Origin of the sequence: Aeromonas oralensis (genome assembly GCF_049665575.1) — a bacterium.
Lineage (GTDB): Bacteria > Pseudomonadota > Gammaproteobacteria > Enterobacterales > Aeromonadaceae > Aeromonas > Aeromonas hydrophila.
This window is the reverse complement of the sequence record NZ_CP187186.1, coordinates 55,001-73,314: the sequence shown is the minus strand read 5'-3', so window position 1 is coordinate 73,314 and position 18,314 is coordinate 55,001. Positions and strand designations below refer to the sequence as shown.

12 protein-coding genes, 1 tRNA gene and 3 rRNA genes (1 of these 16 cut by a window edge) are annotated in these 18,314 nt (G+C 61.4%); 3 read left to right on the top strand and 13 right to left on the bottom strand.

Annotated elements, in window-relative coordinates; genetic code table 11:
- Window positions 1-52 precede the first annotated feature (52 nt).
- On the bottom strand, window positions 53-958 hold the full coding sequence (locus tag ACPDZI_RS00355; protein ID WP_005307641.1) for a LysR substrate-binding domain-containing protein: 906 nt from the start codon (window positions 956-958) through the stop codon (window positions 53-55).
- Between the two features lie 119 nt (window positions 959-1,077).
- On the opposite strand from ACPDZI_RS00355, the gene ACPDZI_RS00350 reads away from it, so the two are divergent.
- Together ACPDZI_RS00350 and fghA are read left to right on the top strand one after the other, a co-directional pair.
- Entirely contained in the window at window positions 1,078-2,205 is a 1,128-nt protein-coding gene (locus ACPDZI_RS00350; RefSeq protein ID WP_043164416.1) for an S-(hydroxymethyl)glutathione dehydrogenase/class III alcohol dehydrogenase, read from the top strand.
- 49 nt (window positions 2,206-2,254) lie between these two features.
- Window positions 2,255-3,091 carry an S-formylglutathione hydrolase gene (gene fghA, locus ACPDZI_RS00345; RefSeq protein WP_257689844.1) on the top strand — a complete coding sequence of 279 codons (837 nt, stop codon included), beginning with the start codon at window positions 2,255-2,257 and terminating at the stop codon, window positions 3,089-3,091.
- 53 nt (window positions 3,092-3,144) lie between these two features.
- On the opposite strand, the gene ACPDZI_RS00340 is transcribed toward fghA, so the two are convergent.
- Window positions 3,145-3,867 (bottom strand): head GIN domain-containing protein, encoded by a 723-nt coding sequence (locus ACPDZI_RS00340; RefSeq protein WP_438833828.1) that lies wholly within the window; start codon window positions 3,865-3,867, stop codon window positions 3,145-3,147.
- A 364-nt stretch (window positions 3,868-4,231) separates the two neighbouring features.
- Between ACPDZI_RS00340 and ovoA the strand changes: the two genes are divergently transcribed.
- Window positions 4,232-6,382 (top strand): 5-histidylcysteine sulfoxide synthase, encoded by a 2,151-nt coding sequence (ovoA, locus tag ACPDZI_RS00335; RefSeq protein WP_438833827.1) that lies wholly within the window; start codon window positions 4,232-4,234, stop codon window positions 6,380-6,382.
- Between the two features lie 57 nt (window positions 6,383-6,439).
- On the opposite strand, the gene ACPDZI_RS00330 is transcribed toward ovoA, so the two are convergent.
- The 11 genes from ACPDZI_RS00330 to ACPDZI_RS00280 all read right to left on the bottom strand — a co-directional run.
- Window positions 6,440-7,411: a bile acid:sodium symporter family protein gene (locus tag ACPDZI_RS00330; RefSeq protein WP_438833826.1), complete on the bottom strand. Its 972-nt coding sequence runs from the start codon at window positions 7,409-7,411 to the stop codon at window positions 6,440-6,442.
- Window positions 7,412-7,622: 211 nt separating this feature from the next.
- Entirely contained in the window at window positions 7,623-9,059 is a 1,437-nt protein-coding gene (locus ACPDZI_RS00325; RefSeq protein ID WP_438833825.1) for an amino acid permease, read from the bottom strand.
- Between the two features lie 166 nt (window positions 9,060-9,225).
- Entirely contained in the window at window positions 9,226-9,564 is a 339-nt protein-coding gene (locus ACPDZI_RS00320; RefSeq protein WP_052815653.1) for a tRNA-binding protein, read from the bottom strand.
- A gap of 76 nt (window positions 9,565-9,640) precedes the next feature.
- Complete coding sequence (locus ACPDZI_RS00315; protein WP_438833824.1) at window positions 9,641-11,086, bottom strand: amino acid permease; 1,446 nt, start codon at window positions 11,084-11,086, stop codon at window positions 9,641-9,643.
- 102 nt (window positions 11,087-11,188) lie between these two features.
- Complete coding sequence (locus tag ACPDZI_RS00310; protein ID WP_054543841.1) at window positions 11,189-11,644, bottom strand: beta-galactosidase subunit beta; 456 nt, start codon at window positions 11,642-11,644, stop codon at window positions 11,189-11,191.
- On the bottom strand, window positions 11,641-14,727 hold the full coding sequence (gene ebgA / locus ACPDZI_RS00305; protein WP_438833823.1) for a beta-galactosidase subunit alpha: 3,087 nt from the start codon (window positions 14,725-14,727) through the stop codon (window positions 11,641-11,643). The genes ACPDZI_RS00310 and ebgA overlap by 4 nt, the downstream gene beginning before the upstream one ends.
- A 314-nt stretch (window positions 14,728-15,041) precedes the next feature.
- The gene (gene ebgR / locus ACPDZI_RS00300; protein ID WP_201905761.1) at window positions 15,042-16,013 is read right to left on the bottom strand and encodes a transcriptional regulator EbgR; all 972 of its coding nucleotides are present in this window, start codon (window positions 16,011-16,013) and stop codon (window positions 15,042-15,044) included.
- A gap of 154 nt (window positions 16,014-16,167) precedes the next feature.
- Window positions 16,168-16,282: ribosomal RNA gene (gene rrf, locus ACPDZI_RS00295) — 5S ribosomal RNA — on the bottom strand.
- Between the two features lie 23 nt (window positions 16,283-16,305).
- Window positions 16,306-16,381 (bottom strand) — tRNA-Thr (locus ACPDZI_RS00290).
- 106 nt (window positions 16,382-16,487) lie between these two features.
- Window positions 16,488-16,602: ribosomal RNA gene (rrf, locus tag ACPDZI_RS00285) — 5S ribosomal RNA — on the bottom strand.
- Window positions 16,603-16,680: 78 nt separating this feature from the next.
- Window positions 16,681-18,314: ribosomal RNA gene (locus tag ACPDZI_RS00280) — 23S ribosomal RNA — on the bottom strand (it continues 1,255 nt past the right edge of the window).

The window sequence follows — 18,314 nt, the reverse complement described above, 5'->3', positions numbered from 1 at the left end:
CTTCATGCCATGCAAAAGGCCCGCACGTGCGGGCCTTTTTTATTGAGCGAAGTCAGCCGACGGGACGCACCAGCGCGGGCTGATGGGGATCGCTCAGCCGCTCCGCCAGATAGTCCACCAGCAGCCGCACCTTGGGGGATAGGTGGCGGTTGTGGGGATAGAGGGCCCAGATCCCCTCCGCCGGCGCCCGCAGCTCGGGCAGCAGCTCGATAAGCTCGCCTTGGGCCAGATGGTCGCTCACGTAGTAGTCCGGCAGCTGTATGATGCCGATCCCCTTGAGCGCCGCATCCAGCAGGGCGTGACCGCTGTTGCAGTGCAGCAGGCCGTGTACCCGCACGCTGTGGGGGCGACCATCCAGGGTGAAGTGCCACTCGTCGCTGTTGCCCACCAGACAGGTGTGGCGAGTCAGCTCGGAGAGGCTGTTGGGCATGCCGTGGCGGGCGGTGTATGCCGGTGAGGCACACACATAGGGCACCCTCTGCGCCAGCTTGCGCGCCACCAGGCTGGAATCCTTGAGGTGGCCGAGCCGCAGCGCCAGATCGTAGCCCTCATGCACCAGATCCAGCAGCTGGTTGGTGAGGTTGAGGGTCACCTCCAGCTGGGGAAAGCGCACCATGAAGTCGTTCACCAGCGGGGCGATGCGGCTCTCACCGTAGGAGACCGGGGCCGTGATGCGCAGGGTACCCTGCGGCACCGCCTGATGACGCCCCACCGCCAGCTCAGCCTCGTAGAGGTTGTCCAGCAGCTGGCGACAGTGGCGATAGTAGATCTCGCCGAGCTCGGTGAGCCGCACCTGGCGGGTGGTGCGCAGCAGCAGCTTGGCCTGCAGCCGATCCTCCAGCTGTGCCACCTGCCGGCTGACTTGCGCCACCGACACCCCCAGCTTGCGCGCCGCCGGGGTAAAGCCCCCCTGCTCCGCCACGCTGACAAACTCACAGATCCCTTCCCAGCCGAACATTATTACCTGTCTGTAAAAGTGATTTCAGATTTCGCCTTATTATCACCAAATAAGCGGGAAACTACACTGGATGTCCGAACCCATTCTCCTCACCCTGCTCAACAATAAGGACATCCGTCATGGCACAGGTTCAAAGCATCAAGTGTAAGGCCGCCATCGCCTGGGGCCCAGGCCAGCCCCTTTCCATCGAAGAAATCGACGTCATGCCGCCTCAGGCGGGCGAAGTACGGGTACGCATCGTCGCGACCGGCGTCTGCCACACCGATGCCTTCACCCTCTCCGGTGAAGATCCGGAAGGGGTCTTCCCCTGCATCCTCGGCCACGAGGGGGGCGGCATCGTCGAATCCGTCGGCGAGGGCGTCACCAGCGTCAAGGTGGGCGATCACGTGATCCCGCTCTACACCCCCGAGTGCGGCGAGTGCAAGTTCTGCAAATCCGGCAAGACCAACCTGTGCCAGAAGATCCGCGCCACCCAGGGCAAGGGGCTGATGCCGGACGGCACCACCCGCTTCTCCAAGGATGGCCAGCCCATTTATCACTACATGGGCACCTCCACCTTCAGCGAATACACGGTACTGCCCGAGATCTCCATCGCCAAGGTGGACCCGGCCGCCCCGCTGGAAGAGGTCTGCCTGCTCGGTTGCGGCGTCACCACCGGCATCGGTGCCGTGATGAACACCGCCAAAGTGAAAGAGGGTGAGAGCGTCGCCATCTTCGGGTTGGGCGGCATCGGCCTCTCCGCGGTGATCGGGGCTCGCCTGGCCAAGGCCGGCCGCATCATCGCCATCGACATCAACGAGAGCAAGTTCGAACTGGCCCGCAAGCTGGGCGCCACCGACTGCATCAACCCGAACGACTACGACAAACCCATCCAGGAGGTGATCGTCGAGCTGACCGACGGCGGCGTCGACTTCTCGTTCGAGTGCATCGGCAACGTCAAGGTGATGCGCGCGGCGCTGGAGTGCTGCCACAAGGGTTGGGGCGAGTCGGTCATCATCGGTGTGGCCGGTGCCGGCCAGGAGATCAGCACCCGTCCGTTCCAGCTGGTCACCGGCCGGGTCTGGCGCGGCAGCGCCTTCGGCGGCGTGCGCGGTCGTAGCGAGCTGCCGAGCTACGTGCAGCGCTACATGCAGGGCGAGTTCAAGCTGGACGACTTCATCACCCACACCATGGGGCTTGAGCAGATCAACGAGGCGTTCGATCTGATGCACGAAGGCAAGAGCATTCGCAGCGTCATCCACTACTGAGCATGATCACCCCGCCCGCCACCGTGGGCGGAGTGCAGGAGTTCCCCCGATGAATCTGGACATAATCAGCAGCAACAAGAGCTTCGGCGGCTGGCACAAGCGCTACAGCCACGCCTCCGAGGTGCTGGGTTGCGAGATGCGCTTCGCCATCTATCTACCGCCCCAGGCCCTCACCGGCCAGAAGGTGCCCGTGCTCTACTGGCTCTCCGGCCTCACCTGCACCGATGAAAACTTCATGCAGAAGGCGGGCGCCCAGCGCATCGCCGCCGAGCTCGGCATCGCCCTGGTGGCACCGGACACCAGCCCGCGCGGTGAAGACGTCGCGGACGACCCCGGTTACGATCTCGGCATGGGCGCCGGCTTCTACGTCAACGCTACCCAGCATCCCTGGCGCGATCACTACCAGATGTACGACTACGTCACCCGCGAGCTGCCCGAGCTCATCGAGACCCACTTCCCGGTCTCGACGAAGCGCGCCATCAGCGGCCACTCCATGGGTGGCCACGGGGCGCTCATCGCCGCCCTGCGCGAACCCGGTCGCTACCGCTCGGTGTCGGTGTTCAGCCCCATCAGCCACCCGAGCCGCTGCCCCTGGGGCCAGAAGGCACTCGGCGCCTACCTCGGCAACAATCCCTTGCTGTGGCAGGAGTGGGATGCCTGCCAGCTGCTGCGCCACCACCCGGTGACGCCGCTGCCAACTCTGGTGGACGTGGGGCTGGACGATCCCTTCCTGGCCGAACAGCTGCACATCGACGCCCTGGCCGATGCGGCCGCCGGCAAGGAGTGGCCGCTGGAGCTCAACCGCCACCCCGGGTACGATCACAGCTACTACTTCGTGGCGAGCTTCATCGAGGCGCACCTGCGCTTTCACGCTCGCCACCTCTGATCGAAACAGGCCCGTGACGGGCCTGTTTTTTTCTGGTCGGTGGACAAAACCATTCAGCTGCCCTGCCGGCTCACCTCGCCGGAGCCGGCGATCTCGCTCTGCAGCACAGGGTCACCCCAGTAGCTGACCGAGCCCGAGCCGGCGATGCTCACCTTGAGCTGCTCCTGGGCCCGGACCTCCACGTCGCCGCTGCCGGCGATATTGACTTCCACCTCGCGCCCCTTCAGCTCGGCCCCCAGCACATCCCCCGAGCCAGCGATGTTGAGCTCGACGGCCCTGGCCGTGCTGTTCCCCAGATCCAGGCTGCCTGCGCCCGCGATGTTGCCCTCCAGCCGATCCAGTTCGAGCCCGTCGGCGACGATGTCACCGACCCCGGCCACCGACAACACCAGCGCCTCCCCCTTGAAGCCGCGCAGCTCGCCGTTGGCGACCCCTGCCAGCGCCAGCTCATGGAGCGCGGGCAGGGTGATGGTGATCTCCAGCGGCTCGGTCGGATCGAGCCGGTAACCGTCCTTCACCTCGATCTCCAGCTTGTCGCCCCGCTCGTTCAGCACCAGGTAGGGCAGCAGGTTCTCCTGCCCGCGGATGCGCAATCCGCGCGGCTCACCGGCCACTAGATGGACGCTGGCAGGCACCCCGGCCAGCACCCGGGTCACCTGCCGGCCCACCCCGTGCTGCTGCTCGATCACGGCCCCTGCCCCGCTCACCCGGGTATCATCCAGCCAGCTGCACCCGCTGAGCCCGACCGCCAGCACCACGCCCATCATCCATTTCATCGCCACTCTCCTCATTGTGTATTGGCCAGTCGTGGCCCCTTGGTCAGCATCCATCGCAAAGCCTGTGCCAGTTAGTCAACTGTATGATTTGCAAGAAAATATTCATTTTTACGCTACATAACCACAGCAAGTTGAGAGTCATTCAGACCATAATCTGGCGAATCTGACCATCCCCGAACGGGCAGGCGAACGGCCGATTGGCGAGCCGTTTGCGGGGTCGCTATGCTGACAAGCCGTGGAAGTTTTTGGTTGCCGAGCCGGTCTGTTGAGCCAATAGTGGTACCTTGTGCGTACAAAGCTCTCCATCGCGGTAATGCCATTACCACTGTCTTGTCAGTCTTCACTGCCAACAAGGAGTCAGAGCGTGACCCAAGCCACTCTTCTCTATTCCACCGCCACCGGCCTGCCGGAACCGACCCGTACCCCGCTGCTGACCGGCAGCGATCCCGAACACAAGCGCCGCGAGCTGCTCGCCTACTTCTGCCAGACCTTCGATCTCTACGACTCGCTGTTCGACTGCCTGGCCGACGATCGCGCCTGGTTTGACAAGGCGATCCCCCTGCGCCACCCACTCATCTTCTACTACGGCCACACCGCCGCCTTCTTCATCAACAAGCTGCTGGCGGCCCGCCTTATCGAGGGCCGCCTCGACGCCCGCATCGAGGCCATGGTCGCCATCGGGGTGGACGAGATGAGCTGGGACGATCTGGACGAGACCCACTACGACTGGCCCGCCGTCAGCGAGCTGCGCGACTACCGCGCACAGGTGCGCGCCCTGGTGTGTGATTTCATCGAGCGGATGCCGCTGACCCTACCCATCGACTGGCAGAGCCCGGCCTGGGTCATCCTGATGGGGATAGAGCACGAGCGCATCCATCTCGAGACCTCCAGCGTGCTGATCCGCCAGCTGCCGCTGGCCTGGGTGCGCAGCCAGCCCCAGTGGCCAGTCTGCCCCGAGGCGCGCCATCGCCGTGACGAGGTGCCCGCCAACACCCTGCTGCCGGTGGCCGGCGGCCGGGTGCGGCTCGGCAAACAGGACGCCACCTACGGCTGGGACAACGAATATGGCGAGCGCCACATCGAACTGGCCCCCTTCCAGGCCAGCCGCATGCTGGTGAGCAACGCAGAATTTTTCGATTTCGTGCAGGCAGGCGGCTACGAGACCCGTGACTGGTGGGATGACGAAGGCTGGGGCTGGCGCCAGTATGCCAAGGCCCGCATGCCCACCTTCTGGGTCGGCGACCCCCTCGAACCCGAACAATTGCATCTGCGGCTGATGACCGAGCAGGTCCCTATGCCCTGGGACTGGCCGGCCGAGGTGAATCAGCTGGAGGCGGCCGCCTTCTGTCGCTGGCAGGCGGCCCAGACCGGCCTGCCCGTCCAGCTACCGAGCGAGGCGGAGTGGATGCTGCTGCGCGAACAGCTGACCGGCGATCAGCCGGACTGGATCGAGGCGCCCGGCAACATCAACCTGGCCCGCTTCGCGTCGTCCTGTCCGGTGGATGCCTGCCCGCAGGGCAGCTTTTTCGATCTGGTAGGCAACGTCTGGCAGTGGACCAGCACCGCCATCGACGGCTTCGAGGGGTTCAAGGTGCATCCCCTCTACGACGACTTCTCCACCCCCACCTTCGACGGCAAGCACACCCTCATCAAGGGCGGGAGCTGGATCAGTACCGGCAACGAGGCGCTCAAATCCTCCCGCTACGCCTTCCGTCGCCACTTCTTCCAGCACGCGGGCTTCCGCTACCTGGTCTCCCGCCATCAGGAACCCGTCATCGTGAACCCCTATGAAACCGACACCCTGGTCGCTCAGTATCTCGACTTCCAGTACGGGCCGAGCCACTTCGGGGTAGCCAACTACGCCGAGGCTCTGGCCGGTCTTGCCAGCGAGCTCTGCGGCCGCCATGAGCGGGCGCTCGACATCGGTTGCGCCACCGGTCGCGCCAGCTTCGAACTGGCTCGCCGCTTCGCCCACGTGGATGGGGTGGACTACTCGGCCCGCTTCATCGACGTGGCCCTGACCCTGGCAAGACAGGACAACTTCCGCTATGCGGTGCCGGTGGAAGGGGATCTGGTGGAATATTGCGAGGCGCGCCTCTCCCGCCACGAGCTCGGTCGCGAGCAGAGCGAGCGGGTCCACTTCAGCCAGGGGGATGCCTGCAACCTCAAGCCCAAGTACGGCGACTACGACCTGGTGCTCGCCTCCAACCTGATCGACCGGCTGCGGGAACCTGCCCGCTTCCTGCGGGACATTGCCCCGCGCCTGCGCAGCGGCGGCCTGCTGGTGCTCACCAGCCCCTACACCTGGCTGACCGACTACACCCCCAAGGCCAACTGGCTCGGCGGCATCCGGGAAAACGGCGAGGCCCTCGGCACCTATCAGGCGCTGCAACGGCTGCTGGCGGATGAGTTCGAGGAGCACATGCCCCCGAGGGACGTGCCCTTCGTCATCCGCGAGACCGCCCGCAAGTACCAGCATACGGTGGCCCAGCTCACCGTCTGGCGCAAACGCTGACGACGCGGCAAACGAAAGAGGGAGGCCCATGGCCTCCCTCTTTTTTATCCAGACGACTTACCCCTGCTGAACCTGGGGCAGGGCCTCCTGCTCGTGGTAGCGGCGGGCCAGCACGGCGCACACCATCAGCTGGATCTGGTGGAAGATCATCAGCGGCAGCACCATGACCCCGACGCTGGCGGCCGGGAACATGACGTTGGCCATGGGCACCCCGTTGGCCAGGCTCTTTTTGGAGCCGCAGAAGACGATTGTGATCTCGTCCGCCCTGTTGAAGCCGAGGCGGCGACTGATCCAGACGTTCCAGCCCAGCACCAGCGCCAGCAGCACGCAGCTCAACAGCACGATGCAGGCGAGATCGTACCAGCCGACCTGGTGCCAGATCCCCTGCACCACCGCCTCGCTGAAGGCCACATAGACCACCAGCAGAATGGAGCTCTGATCCAGCTTGCCAATGAGTGGCCGGTGGCTGTCAACCCAGCGGCCGATGAGCGGGCGCGACAGATGGCCCACCACGAACGGCAGCATCAGCTGCACCATGATGGCCTGAATGGAGTGCCAGGTATCGACCCCCTCCCCCTGCACATTGATCATCAGCCCCACCAGCACCGGCGAGAGGAAGATGCCGAGGATGCTGGAGGCCGAGGCGCTGCACACCGCCGCCGACACATTGCCGCCGGCCATGGAGGTGAAGGCGATGGCCGACTGCACGGTGGCCGGCAGGGCGCACAGGTAAAGGAAACCGAGGTAGATGGCCGGGCTCAGCCAGTGAGGCACCAGCGGCGTGAGCAGCAGCCCCAGCAGCGGGAAGAGCAGGAAGGTGCTGGCCATCACCACCAGGTGCAGCCGCCAGTGGCCGAGGCCCGCCAGCAGGTTCTGGCGCGACAGCTTGGCGCCATGCATGAAGAACAAGAGCGCCACCGCCAGCTTGGTCAGCAGACCGAACCAGACGGCCACCTGCCCCTCGCAGGGGAAGAAGGAGGCCAGCGCGACCACCACAATCAGTACAGAGGTAAAGGGATCCAGACGCACGAGCGGTCTCCGGTGAAAGCAGATCCCGTCCCCTCGCAGGGCCGGTGATCGGGGACGACAGGAAACACAACAGGAGCTGTGGCACAGCTCCTGTTGAAACGAATCCCCAGCTTACCCCGATAAGCGGGAGGCGCAAAGTTGAGCGACCCCTCTTTATCTGCCGGAAATTAAGCAAGCCCGGCTGGCCACCGGATCCAGCCAGCCTTGTGCTTCAACTCTGCTTGGCCAGCTTGCCGCCGGCTGGGCCGGTGGCCTGCTTGCGGGCTTGGCGCTTTTCGAAACGGGAGATCCACCAGTAGGCCAGCGCCGAGAAGACCGCGGTCATGAAGACATTGATGAAGAAGGCGCGCACCAGATCCACCCCGCTCGGGAAGGCGGAGGCACTCATGCTCACCACGAAAATGGCGATTAGCACAGACACCACCCCCATACCGAACTTGCGCGATCCCATGCGGAAGTCGCGCGGGGTGTCGTCATGTTTCCAGCGGAACACGAAGTAGGCCACCATGATGAAGATCGGCGGCAGCATGGCGGTGCCGGCGGTGAGGTTGATGGCGGTGTTCATCATCTGCTGCACGGATTCCGAGCCGAAGCCGTTGACCACCAGCATCACGAACACGAAGGCAAACTGCCACCAGGCGGCGCGCACCGGCACGCCGTGCTCGTTGAGCTGGGTGGTCTTCTCGCCGTAAACCCCCTGCGGGATCTCGGAGAAGTGGATCTTCACCGGCGCCGAGGTCCACATCATCATGGAGCCGAACATGGCGATGAACAGCACCACGCCGACGAAACGGCCCACCAGCGCCTCGGACAGCTGGAAGTACTGGGCCATGCCGGTGAAGATCTCCACCATGCCACCGGCATAGGTGAGGCTCTCGCGCGGCACGAACACGTTCACCAAAAGGGAACCGACCGCATACATGGCACCGATGACGATACCGGCGCTGATGATCACCTTGATGAAGGACTTCTGGCCCCCCTTCACGTCATTGAGGTAGGCCGCTGCGGTCTCGGCACCGCCCGCCGCCTGGAAGATCCAGCACATGATGCCGAGCGTCGCCCAGTTGACGGTGGGAGTCATGGCTTCCAGGGTGATGGGCTGGGCCGGTACATGATCGCCACTCAGGGCCATCAACGCGCCCAGCACATAGATGGCGAACAGGGCAAACACCCCGTAGGCCACGATCTCGGCAATCTTTCCCAGCCAGCTCGCCCCCTTGGTGGAGATGTGGGTCGCCGCCGCAAACAGCACGATGGAGATGACCGAGGTGACCATGGGCGAGAAGCTGTACTCATAGCCCAGCATGGCGTAGGAGGCGTAGGCAATGACGTTGGGCAACAGGGAGACGAACCAGAACAGGTTCACGAACCAGTAGAGAAACGAGCCCAGATAGGCCATCCGGGTGCCGAGCGGCTTTTTCAGCCAGTCATACATCCCCGACTCGGAGTTTTTGTTGGCCGAGACGAACTCGGCAATGATGAAAACGAACGGGATGAAGTAGACGATGGTCGCCAGCAGGAAGATAGGGGCGGAGCTGAGCCCCAGCTCAATGTTGTTGTTGACGATGTTGCGCACGTTGAACACGGCGGCAAAGGTCATCGACAACAAGGCAAACTTGCCTATGGTGCCGCGTACGGATTCAGACATGGTGTCCTCCAGTGGACTCGCGCTCCCTGCGGGGAGCGCTGTGACTCTGTGATGTGTTCGGCAAGGGTCTGTCGGCCCCGCGCTTTACTCTCTTGTTATGATCGGGCCGCGTGTACGACCTCGTTGGTGAACCGGTGCCGTCTCCCGCACCGACTCGCAATACCAGTCAGACGATCGGGGTGCCCGGCGCCATCGGCACCCGCGGCTGCAGCAGCACGCTCTGGCTCTCGTCCGGGGCCTCGGCGCAGAGCAACATGCACTCGGAACGCTCACCGCGCATCCTGGTGGGCTTGAGGTTGGTCAGTACCACCACCTCGCTGCCCATCAGCTCCTCTTCGCTGTAGTAAGGCACCAGACTGGTGACGGTCTGCAGCGGCCGCTCGCCACCCACGTCGATCTGGACGATGTAGAGTTTGTCGGCACCGGGGTGACGCACCACCTCCAACACCTTGCCCACCTTCATCTCGACCCGTTTGAATTCGGCAAACTCGATCGTCTCGCTCATGCTCTTTTCCTTTTCTGGTTCAACGGTTTGCGGGTGGCCAACGGCCACCCGGTTTGATTGGGATTCAATGCCGTGCCTATGGCGTCTGCATGGCAACCTGCGCTGTCGGCTGGGCCTCTTTGGCACGCGCTTCGGCACTGAGGGAGGCCTCGTATCTGTTGTATTTCCACCAGGCAAAGCCGAGGAAAATCACGATCCCGCCGACGTTGTAGAAGATGATGGTCATGATGTCGGCACCGGTCGGGAAGGTGGAGGCGAGGAAGCCCACCGAGAAAATGGCGATCAGCACCGAGACCACGGCGATACCGGTGGTGCGCGAACCCATCCTGAACTCCCGCGGCAGGTGGTCGAGCTTCAGCCGCAGATTGAGGTAGGCCAGCATGATGAACAGCGGCGGCAGCATGGAAGCGGCGGCGGTCATGTTGATGACGGTGTTCATCAGATCCTGCGCGGTGTTGGAGCCCAGAGTCGGGATCACCATCAGCGGCAGCACGATGAGGTACTGGATCCAGGCTGCACGGGCGGGCACGCCGTTCTCGTTCAGCTCGACCGTCTTCTTGCCGAAGATGCCGGCCGGGATCTCGGAGAAGAAGATCTTCACCGGGGTCGCCGTCCACATCAGCAGGGAGCCGAACATGGCGGTGAAGGAGACCAGCCCGACGAAGCGGTTCATCAGGATCTTCGGCAAGCCGAAGTAGGCCGCCAGCCCCTCGAACACCTGCACCGAGCCACCGGTGAATTTCAGGGTGTCGCTGTGGACGAACACGTTGATCAACAGCGATGCGATGGAGTAGAGCACGCCGATAAAGATCCCGGCGACGATGATCACCTTCACGAAGGATTTGGAGCCCCCTTTCACGTCATTGACGTAGACCGCCACCGACTCGGCGCCACCGGCTGCCATAAAGATCCAGGTGGTGATGCCGAGGAAGGCCCAGCTGAAATCGGGGACCATGGCCTCTACCGTGATGGGGTCGGCCGGCTGCACGCCGCCCACCAGTGCCGCACCCGCCAGCAGAATGTAGGAGAGAGTCAGCAGCAGCATCAGGGACGAGGTCACCGAGGTGATGGGGCCCAGCATCTTGGCGCCGTTGGTGGAGACGTAGGTGGCAAAGGCGAACAGCACCATGCTCAATGCCGTGGTCGCCACCGGAGTGAGAATGTACTCGTAGCCGAGGAAGGCATAGGAGGCGTAGGCGATGACCCGCGGCAGCAGCGAGGTAAAGAAGAACAGGTTCACGAACCAGTAGGTGTAGGCGGAGATAAAGGCCCAGCGACCGCCGAGGGAGCTCTTCACCCAGGCATACACCCCCGCTTCGGAGTTCTTATTCAGTGACACAAATTCCGCAATGATCAGGCAAAACGGAATGAAGTAAAAAAGGGTGGCCAGAAAGAACATCGGGGCCGAGGCCAGACCGATCTCGATGTTGTTGTTGATGACGTTGTTGAAGCTGAATACCGCCGCGAAGGTGAGCGACAGCAGACCAAACTTGCCTATCGTATTGCGTTTGGAATCAGACATGGTGCATCTCCAGACCTGTAGTTATCTCGCGAAAGGGCAGGGCATGAGTTGTAGGGTGAGCCCCGCCCTTCCGGCCTTTGTCAGTGCAGAACCAGCGGCTTGTTATTTGTTTTTGAAGTAGCCGCCTTCGACGGTGACCTTGATGATCAGCTTGCGCACCGGCCCGTCGCCGACGAAGCGGTAGGCCTCGTCGTTCTCGAAGATCACCACCTGACCGTTGCCGACCTGCTGGCGCTCACGCACCTCGCCTGCCAGCCACTCGCGGTCGGTGGTGTCGTCATAGGCCTGCTCGACCCCCAGCTCGCTCTTGGCTGCCCACTCCACCGTCTCTGCCCCTTCCAGGTAGTAGTGGACGTCGAAGTAGCGGCGCTGCCCCTCGAACAGTGAGGTGGCCGGGCTGGCCCCCTCCTGCAAGCGATAGGTGAGGGAGTCACCGATGGAGTGGCAGATACCAGGCTTGAGGTTCGGCAGGTTGTTGATGGCCTCCACGCAGCGGCCCCACTTCTTGCCCTCCCGGTAGATGTTTTTGAACAGGGTCAGGTTGTCCAGGGTGATCATGCGAGGTTCCTCCCGCCGTTGATGGTGAGATCGAGCCCGGCCAGCGCAGCCGGATTGAGGTTGCCACGGGCGATGGGCAGCAGGGTCAGGCCGAAGCTGAATGGCTCGAAACGCACTCGCCAGGAGTCCAGTACCTCGGATCCCCAGGAGTTGGAGCCAAGCCCCAGTACCTTGTGATCCAGATTGAGGGTGAGATAACCGCAGGGCTCCAGCTCGTTGATGTGCTGCGCCGCGTGGATATGCTCCCAGCTGTAGGGCCAGACGCTCAGGTTGATGGGGGCATCGGGCCGCACGTAGAGACCGGCACCGTGGCGGTTGGTCAGGGTCGCCCAGCGCACCTGCTGGCGGTTGCCGTTATCCTGCGGGAAGGGGTAGTGCTCCCACATCTCGCCGACTGTGCTGTTGAAGCTATCGATCCAGTTGCTCTGGCGGCTGTCCTGATAGTTCTCGCCCGGCCCCATGCCGTAGTAGTGCACCCGATCGAGATCCTGACGAATGCCCAGCTCGAAGCCGATCTTGGGGATGATGTCGTCATAACCGCCGTAGGGCTGACCGGAGAGTGCCACGTGCAGTTGGCCGTTCGGGCTCAGGGTGTAGACGTAGCGGCAGCGCATGCCGAAGTCGAACACCGGCGGCGCGATCAGGCTCTCCACCGTCACCTCGACCGCCTCACCCAGCTGACGCCAGCTCAGAGTGCGGAAGTGCTCCTGCATGATCTGCAGGTGGTTGGGGTGCCACAGGCTCTCGTACTCCTGCTTGTGGTTGTCGATCATCGGCTTGAAGAAGGTGAGGCGCGGCGAGCGCTCGATGAGCTCGATACCGTCCTGCTGCCAGCTCACCAGCTTGCCGTCGAGGCGCGAGAAGCGCAGGGCAAAGCCGCTGCCGCTCAAGGTCAGCGCGAGGCGCTCATCGGCAATCTGCAACGCAGTGGCGTTGGGATTGGCAAAGGGCTGCAGCTGGCGAGTCGATGCCTTCAGCTGGAACTGGTACTGGCCCAGCTCGTGCTCCGCCGCGCTGTAATGGGTGGCGGTCGCCTTGATGACCCGCAGCTGGACGAAGGTTTCCCGCCCATCAAGCGTGGGCAATTCGAGTTGCAGCTCGGCGATGGCACCAGGAGCAACCCCTTCCAACCGGATTTGCTGGCTGGCCAGCAGCTCGCCCTCGGCCTTCACCTCGACCAGCAGGCGGATATCGTCGAGAGTGGAGAACCAGTAGCGGTTTTCCACCGCCAGCTTGCCGCTCGCCAGATCCAGCTCGCGCACCTTGACCGGGCAGATCACCTGCTTGTATTCGCGCAGCCCTGGCCCCGGGGTCTGATCCGGATAGATGAGGCCATCCATGCAGAAGTTGTAGTTGTTGGGGTAGTCGCCGTAGTCGCCGCCGTACTTGTAGACGGGGCGCCCCTGCTCGTCCTGATCCAGAATGCCGTGATCGCACCACTCCCAGATGTAGTGGCCCTGAATGTGGGGATGGCGGTCGAACACCTGCTGGTATTCGCTAAGACCGCCCGGGCCGTTGCCCATGGCGTGGGCGTATTCGCAGATAATGCGCGGCTTCTCCATCGGGAACTCGCCGAAGCAGTTCATCTGGGAGACGCGCGAATACATGGTACTCACCACATCCACCACCTCGGCATCGCGATCCTCTTCGTAGTGCACCAGCCGGGTCGGGTCGATCGCCTTGCAGCGACGGTACATGGCCCTGATGTTGCAGCCGTAACCGGACTCGTTGCCGAGCGACCAGATGATGATGGAGGGGTGGTTCTTCTGGGCGTGCACGTGGCGCTCGATGCGATCCACGAACACCGGCTCCCAGAAGGGGTCGTCGGTGATGCGGCTGAGATCGCCGACGTTGGCAAAACCGTGGGTCTCCACGTCGGTCTCCGCCATCACGAACAGACCGTACTGGTCGCACAGCTCGTAGAAACGCGGGTCGTTCGGGTAGTGGGCGGTGCGCACCGAGTTGAGGTTGTGCTGCTTCATCAACACGATATCGCGTTCAACACGGTCCATGCCGACCGCACGGCTCTTGAGGTGGTCGTTGTCGTGACGGTTCACCCCGTGCAGCTTGAGGTAGTGGCCGTTGACGTAGAAGAGGCCATCTTTGACCTTGATTTCACGCACCCCGACCCGCTGCGGGATCACTTCCAGCAGCTCGCCCTGACCGTTGTAGAGGGAGAGTTGTAGCTGATAGAGGTAAGGGTCTTCGGCGCTCCACAGATGGGGGTTGGCCAGATCCAGCGTGAAGCGGCAATCACACTTGCCATCGATGGCGAGATGGTCGAGCGAGCCGCTGGCGATCTCGCTGCCCTGATCCAGCAGCGACCAGACCAGACGGTGATCACAGGCAGCCGCCCCCAGATTCTCCAGCTGTATATCGCAGCTCAGGGTGGCGCTCTGGCCGGCAATCTGATTGCCATCCGCCAGCGCGGTGCGGATGAAGAAGTCCTGCACATGGGCGGCCGGTTTGCCCACCAGATAGACGTCACGGAAGATCCCCGCCATCCACCACATATCCTGATCTTCGATATAGGTCGAGTCCGCCCACTGCATCACCCGCACCGACAGCAGGTTCTCGCCAATGTTGGCGTAGGCGCTGATATCGAACTCGGCTGTGAGACGGCTCCCCTTGCTGAAGCCGACATACTGGCCGTTCACATAGACCTCGAAGTAGGTCTCCACCCCGTCAAACTTGATGATCACCTGCTCGCCATCCCAGGCCGGGCTCAGCATGAAGCTGCGCTGATAGGCGCCGGTGGGGTTGTTGGTCGGCACGAAGGGCACGTCGATGGGGAAGGGAAAACCTTCGTCGGTGTACTGCAGCTGACCATGCCCTTCCATCTGCCACATGTTGGGCACGGTGATCTGGCCCCACTCGCTCATGGGGCTGTGATAGAAGGCCTCCGGCACCTGCAGGGGGTGGTCGAAGTAGTGGAACTGCCATTGGCCGCTCAGCCCCAGAAAACGGCGGCTCAGCTCGCGCTGCATGGTGGCCGCCAGCGCGTGGTCGGCATAAGAGAAGAAGTAGGCTCGCGGAGCCAGCCTGTTTTCACCAACGAATTGGACGCTTTCCCAGTTATTCACATGTCCTCCCGGAACAAGGCAACGTTAACTGGGTAAACTCTAGATAAATATTTACTAAATATCAGCTTTGAATTGGTAAAGTTTTAACCTGATCACAGTGAGTGGATGGTTTTGTGAGCGAGATCAGAAGCGGGAGATACAGGAGGGCAAGATATGGAGGAGTGGCATGGATGTTGATAACAGTTGGCTGAACTGCAATAAAATCAACTATAAAACAATATGATATGACGTTAGAGATGATATGGGAAAGAGGTTTGCTTGGCAGAGGTGTCGCACCACCACAAGATGGCGCGACTAAAAAGCATAATATTTTACTAAAATTGGCGGGTAGTGCCACGCAGGGTCAACTTGCTCGGCACCAACACTCGGAGTGGAATATCCCGCTCGTCACGCAGCCGTTCAACCAACAGATTGACTCCCTGGGAGCCCATCAACTCGGAGTGGATCCGCACCGTGGAGAGCGGCGGGAAGGTGAACTTGGCGGTCGGAATATCGTTGACGCTGATAAGCTCGATCTGCTGGGGAATTGCCAGTCCCTTCTCGTGGATGGCACGCAGCACACCGATGGCGATGGAGTCGGAGGCGACGAACAGCGCCTTGGGCCAATCTCCCGCCAGCATCTCTTTGGCCAACTTGTAACCGGAGGCGCTGGAGAAATCCCCGCGATAGAGGTCGCTCTCCTGCACCACGCCAAGACGCTGACCATAGTCGAGGAAGGCCAGCTCGCGCAGATCCGGGCCATCATCCTGGCCTCCGATATAGCCGATGCGCTGATGTCCCTGGGCGATGAAGAAGTCCACTACCTGCTGGCTGATCAGCGCCAGATCCACGTCAATCGAGTCAAAGTCCCCCTGAGAACGGCAATCCACGAACACCAGCTGGGCAGAGAGGGAGTGGAGCGCGGCGAGACGCTCTGCAGGCAGATGGCCGATGACCAGGATACCGTCGACCGCGGAGAGATCGCGCCCCTCGGCACCGTTGTAGAAGTGGGTCAGCTCGATGTTGAGACGGGCACACTGGGTCTCGATGCCATAGCGGATGGCCAGATAATAAGGGTCGTTGACCTCGGTGCTCTGCGGGTAGGCATAGACCGCCAGGAAGTGCAGTTTGCTCTTGTGAACCCCCTTGCGGGCACCGCTGGTCTTGTACTCCAGCCGCTCGGCGATCTCGAAGATCTTCTGCTTGGTCTCTTCCTTGACGCTCAGCGTCGGATCTTCATTGAGCACCCGTGACACGGTAGCCTGGGAAACCCCCGCCTCCAGTGCAATTTCCTTCAACGTGGCCATGCATACTCCTCTGGCGATGACTCCCGACAATACCAGACCAAGAGTAACGGGCAACGTGCTGACATCCCAGCATTTTTACTAAAAGAAACCCATCAGGACGGCAAAATTCCAATGCAAAAAGGCCTCCCGAATGGGAGGCCTCTTCTAAATAGGTGCCTGACAGTGTCCTACTCTCGCATGGCGAATGCCACACTACCATCGGCGCTACCGCGTTTCACTTCTGAGTTCGGCATGGGATCAGGTGGTTCCACGGCGCTATTGCCGTCAGGCAAAAGCTTTACTACTTCAATAATGGTGCTGATACCCAGAGTCGAACTGGGGACCTCATCCTTACCAAGGATGCGCTCTACCAACTGAGCCATATCAGCACACTAACCGGTAAAGACCGCACTGTGTGCGCTATCTAAATCTTCTGTCCAACACAACCTGACGTTGTGTCGCGACCAACCACATCGCTGTGATTGCTTAATTGATGCCTGGCAGTGTCCTACTCTCGCATGGCGAATGCCACACTACCATCGGCGCTACCGCGTTTCACTTCTGAGTTCGGCATGGGATCAGGTGGTTCCACGGCGCTATGGCCGCCAGGCAAATTCTTCAATCTGAGAAAGCTGACATAAGTAGTTTCGTATTTGTCACAAGGCTCGAAACACTTCTTGGGTGTTGTATGGTTAAGCCTCACGGGTAATTAGTATGGGTTAGCTCAACACGTCACCGCGCTTACACACCCCACCTATCAACGTTGTGGTCTCCAACGGCCCTTTAGGACCCTCAAGGGGTCAGGGATGACTCATCTCAGGGCTCGCTTCCCGCTTAGATGCTTTCAGCGGTTATCGATTCCGAACTTAGCTACCGGGCAGTGCCACTGGCGTGACAACCCGAACACCAGAGGTTCGTTCACTCCGGTCCTCTCGTACTAGGAGCAACTCCCTTCAATCATCCAACGCCCACGGCAGATAGGGACCGAACTGTCTCACGACGTTCTGAACCCAGCTCGCGTACCACTTTAAATGGCGAACAGCCATACCCTTGGGACCGACTTCAGCCCCAGGATGTGATGAGCCGACATCGAGGTGCCAAACACCGCCGTCGATATGAACTCTTGGGCGGTATCAGCCTGTTATCCCCGGAGTACCTTTTATCCGTTGAGCGATGGCCCTTCCATTCAGAACCACCGGATCACTATGACCTACTTTCGTACCTGCTCGACCTGTCCGTCTCGCAGTTAAGCTGGCTTATGCCATTGCACTAACCTCCTGATGTCCGACCAGGATTAGCCAACCTTCGTGCTCCTCCGTTACTCTTTGGGAGGAGACCGCCCCAGTCAAACTACCCACCAGGCACTGTCCGCGACCCGGATTCACGGGCCTGCGTTAGAACATCAAACATACAAGGGTGGTATTTCAAGGACGGCTCCAGCGCAACTGGCGTCACGCCTTCAAAGCCTCCCACCTATCCTACACATGTAGGTTCAATGTTCAGTGCCAAGCTGTAGTAAAGGTTCACGGGGTCTTTCCGTCTAGCCGCGGGTACACCGCATCTTCACGGCGAATTCGATTTCACTGAGTCTCGGGTGGAGACAGCATGGCCATGGTTACACCATTCGTGCAGGTCGGAACTTACCCGACAAGGAATTTCGCTACCTTAGGACCGTTATAGTTACGGCCGCCGTTTACCGGGGCTTCGATCAAGAGCTTCGCTTGCGCTAACCCCATCAATTAACCTTCCGGCACCGGGCAGGTGTCACACCCTATACGTCCACTTTCGTGTTTGCAGAGTGCTGTGTTTTTGATAAACAGTCCCAGCCATCTGGTCACTGCGACTCCCGACAGCTCCATCCGCAAGGGACTTCACCATCAAGAGCGAACCTTCTCCCGAAGTTACGGTTCTATTTTGCCTAGTTCCTTCACCCGAGTTCTCTCAAGCGCCTTGGTATTCTCTACCCGACCACCTGTGTCGGTTTGGGGTACGATGACTTGTAATCTGAAGCTTAGAGGCTTTTCCTGGAAGCAGGGCATCAATGGCTTCCGCACCGTAGTGCGTTCGTCTCGTGTCTCAGTGTTGTGTCTCCGGATTTGCCTAGAAACACCACCTACGCACTTTCACCAGGACAACCGTCGCCTGGCCCACCTAGCCTTCTCCGTCCCCCCATCGCAATTACAAGTCGTGCAGGAATATTAACCTGCTTCCCATCGACTACGCCTTTCGGCCTCGCCTTAGGGGTCGACTCACCCTGCCCCGATTAACGTTGGACAGGAACCCTTGGTCTTCCGGCGAGGAGGCTTTTCACCCCCTTTATCG

Bases quoted from the DNA above. Each gene is read 5' to 3' on its own strand.
- ACPDZI_RS00355 (WP_005307641.1), bottom strand. From the start codon at position 958: ATGTTCGGCTGGGAAGGGATCTGTGAGTTTGTCAGCGTGGCGGAGCAG.
- ACPDZI_RS00325 (WP_438833825.1), bottom strand. From the start codon at position 9,059: ATGTCTGAATCCGTACGCGGCACCATAGGCAAGTTTGCCTTGTTGTCG.
- ACPDZI_RS00350 (WP_043164416.1), top strand. From the start codon at position 1,078: ATGGCACAGGTTCAAAGCATCAAGTGTAAGGCCGCCATCGCCTGGGGC.
- ACPDZI_RS00320 (WP_052815653.1), bottom strand. From the start codon at position 9,564: ATGAGCGAGACGATCGAGTTTGCCGAATTCAAACGGGTCGAGATGAAG.
- fghA (WP_257689844.1), top strand. From the start codon at position 2,255: ATGAATCTGGACATAATCAGCAGCAACAAGAGCTTCGGCGGCTGGCAC.
- ACPDZI_RS00340 (WP_438833828.1), bottom strand. From the start codon at position 3,867: ATGAAATGGATGATGGGCGTGGTGCTGGCGGTCGGGCTCAGCGGGTGC.
- ACPDZI_RS00315 (WP_438833824.1), bottom strand. From the start codon at position 11,086: ATGTCTGATTCCAAACGCAATACGATAGGCAAGTTTGGTCTGCTGTCG.
- ebgR (WP_201905761.1), bottom strand. From the start codon at position 16,013: ATGGCCACGTTGAAGGAAATTGCACTGGAGGCGGGGGTTTCCCAGGCT.
- ACPDZI_RS00310 (WP_054543841.1), bottom strand. From the start codon at position 11,644: ATGATCACCCTGGACAACCTGACCCTGTTCAAAAACATCTACCGGGAG.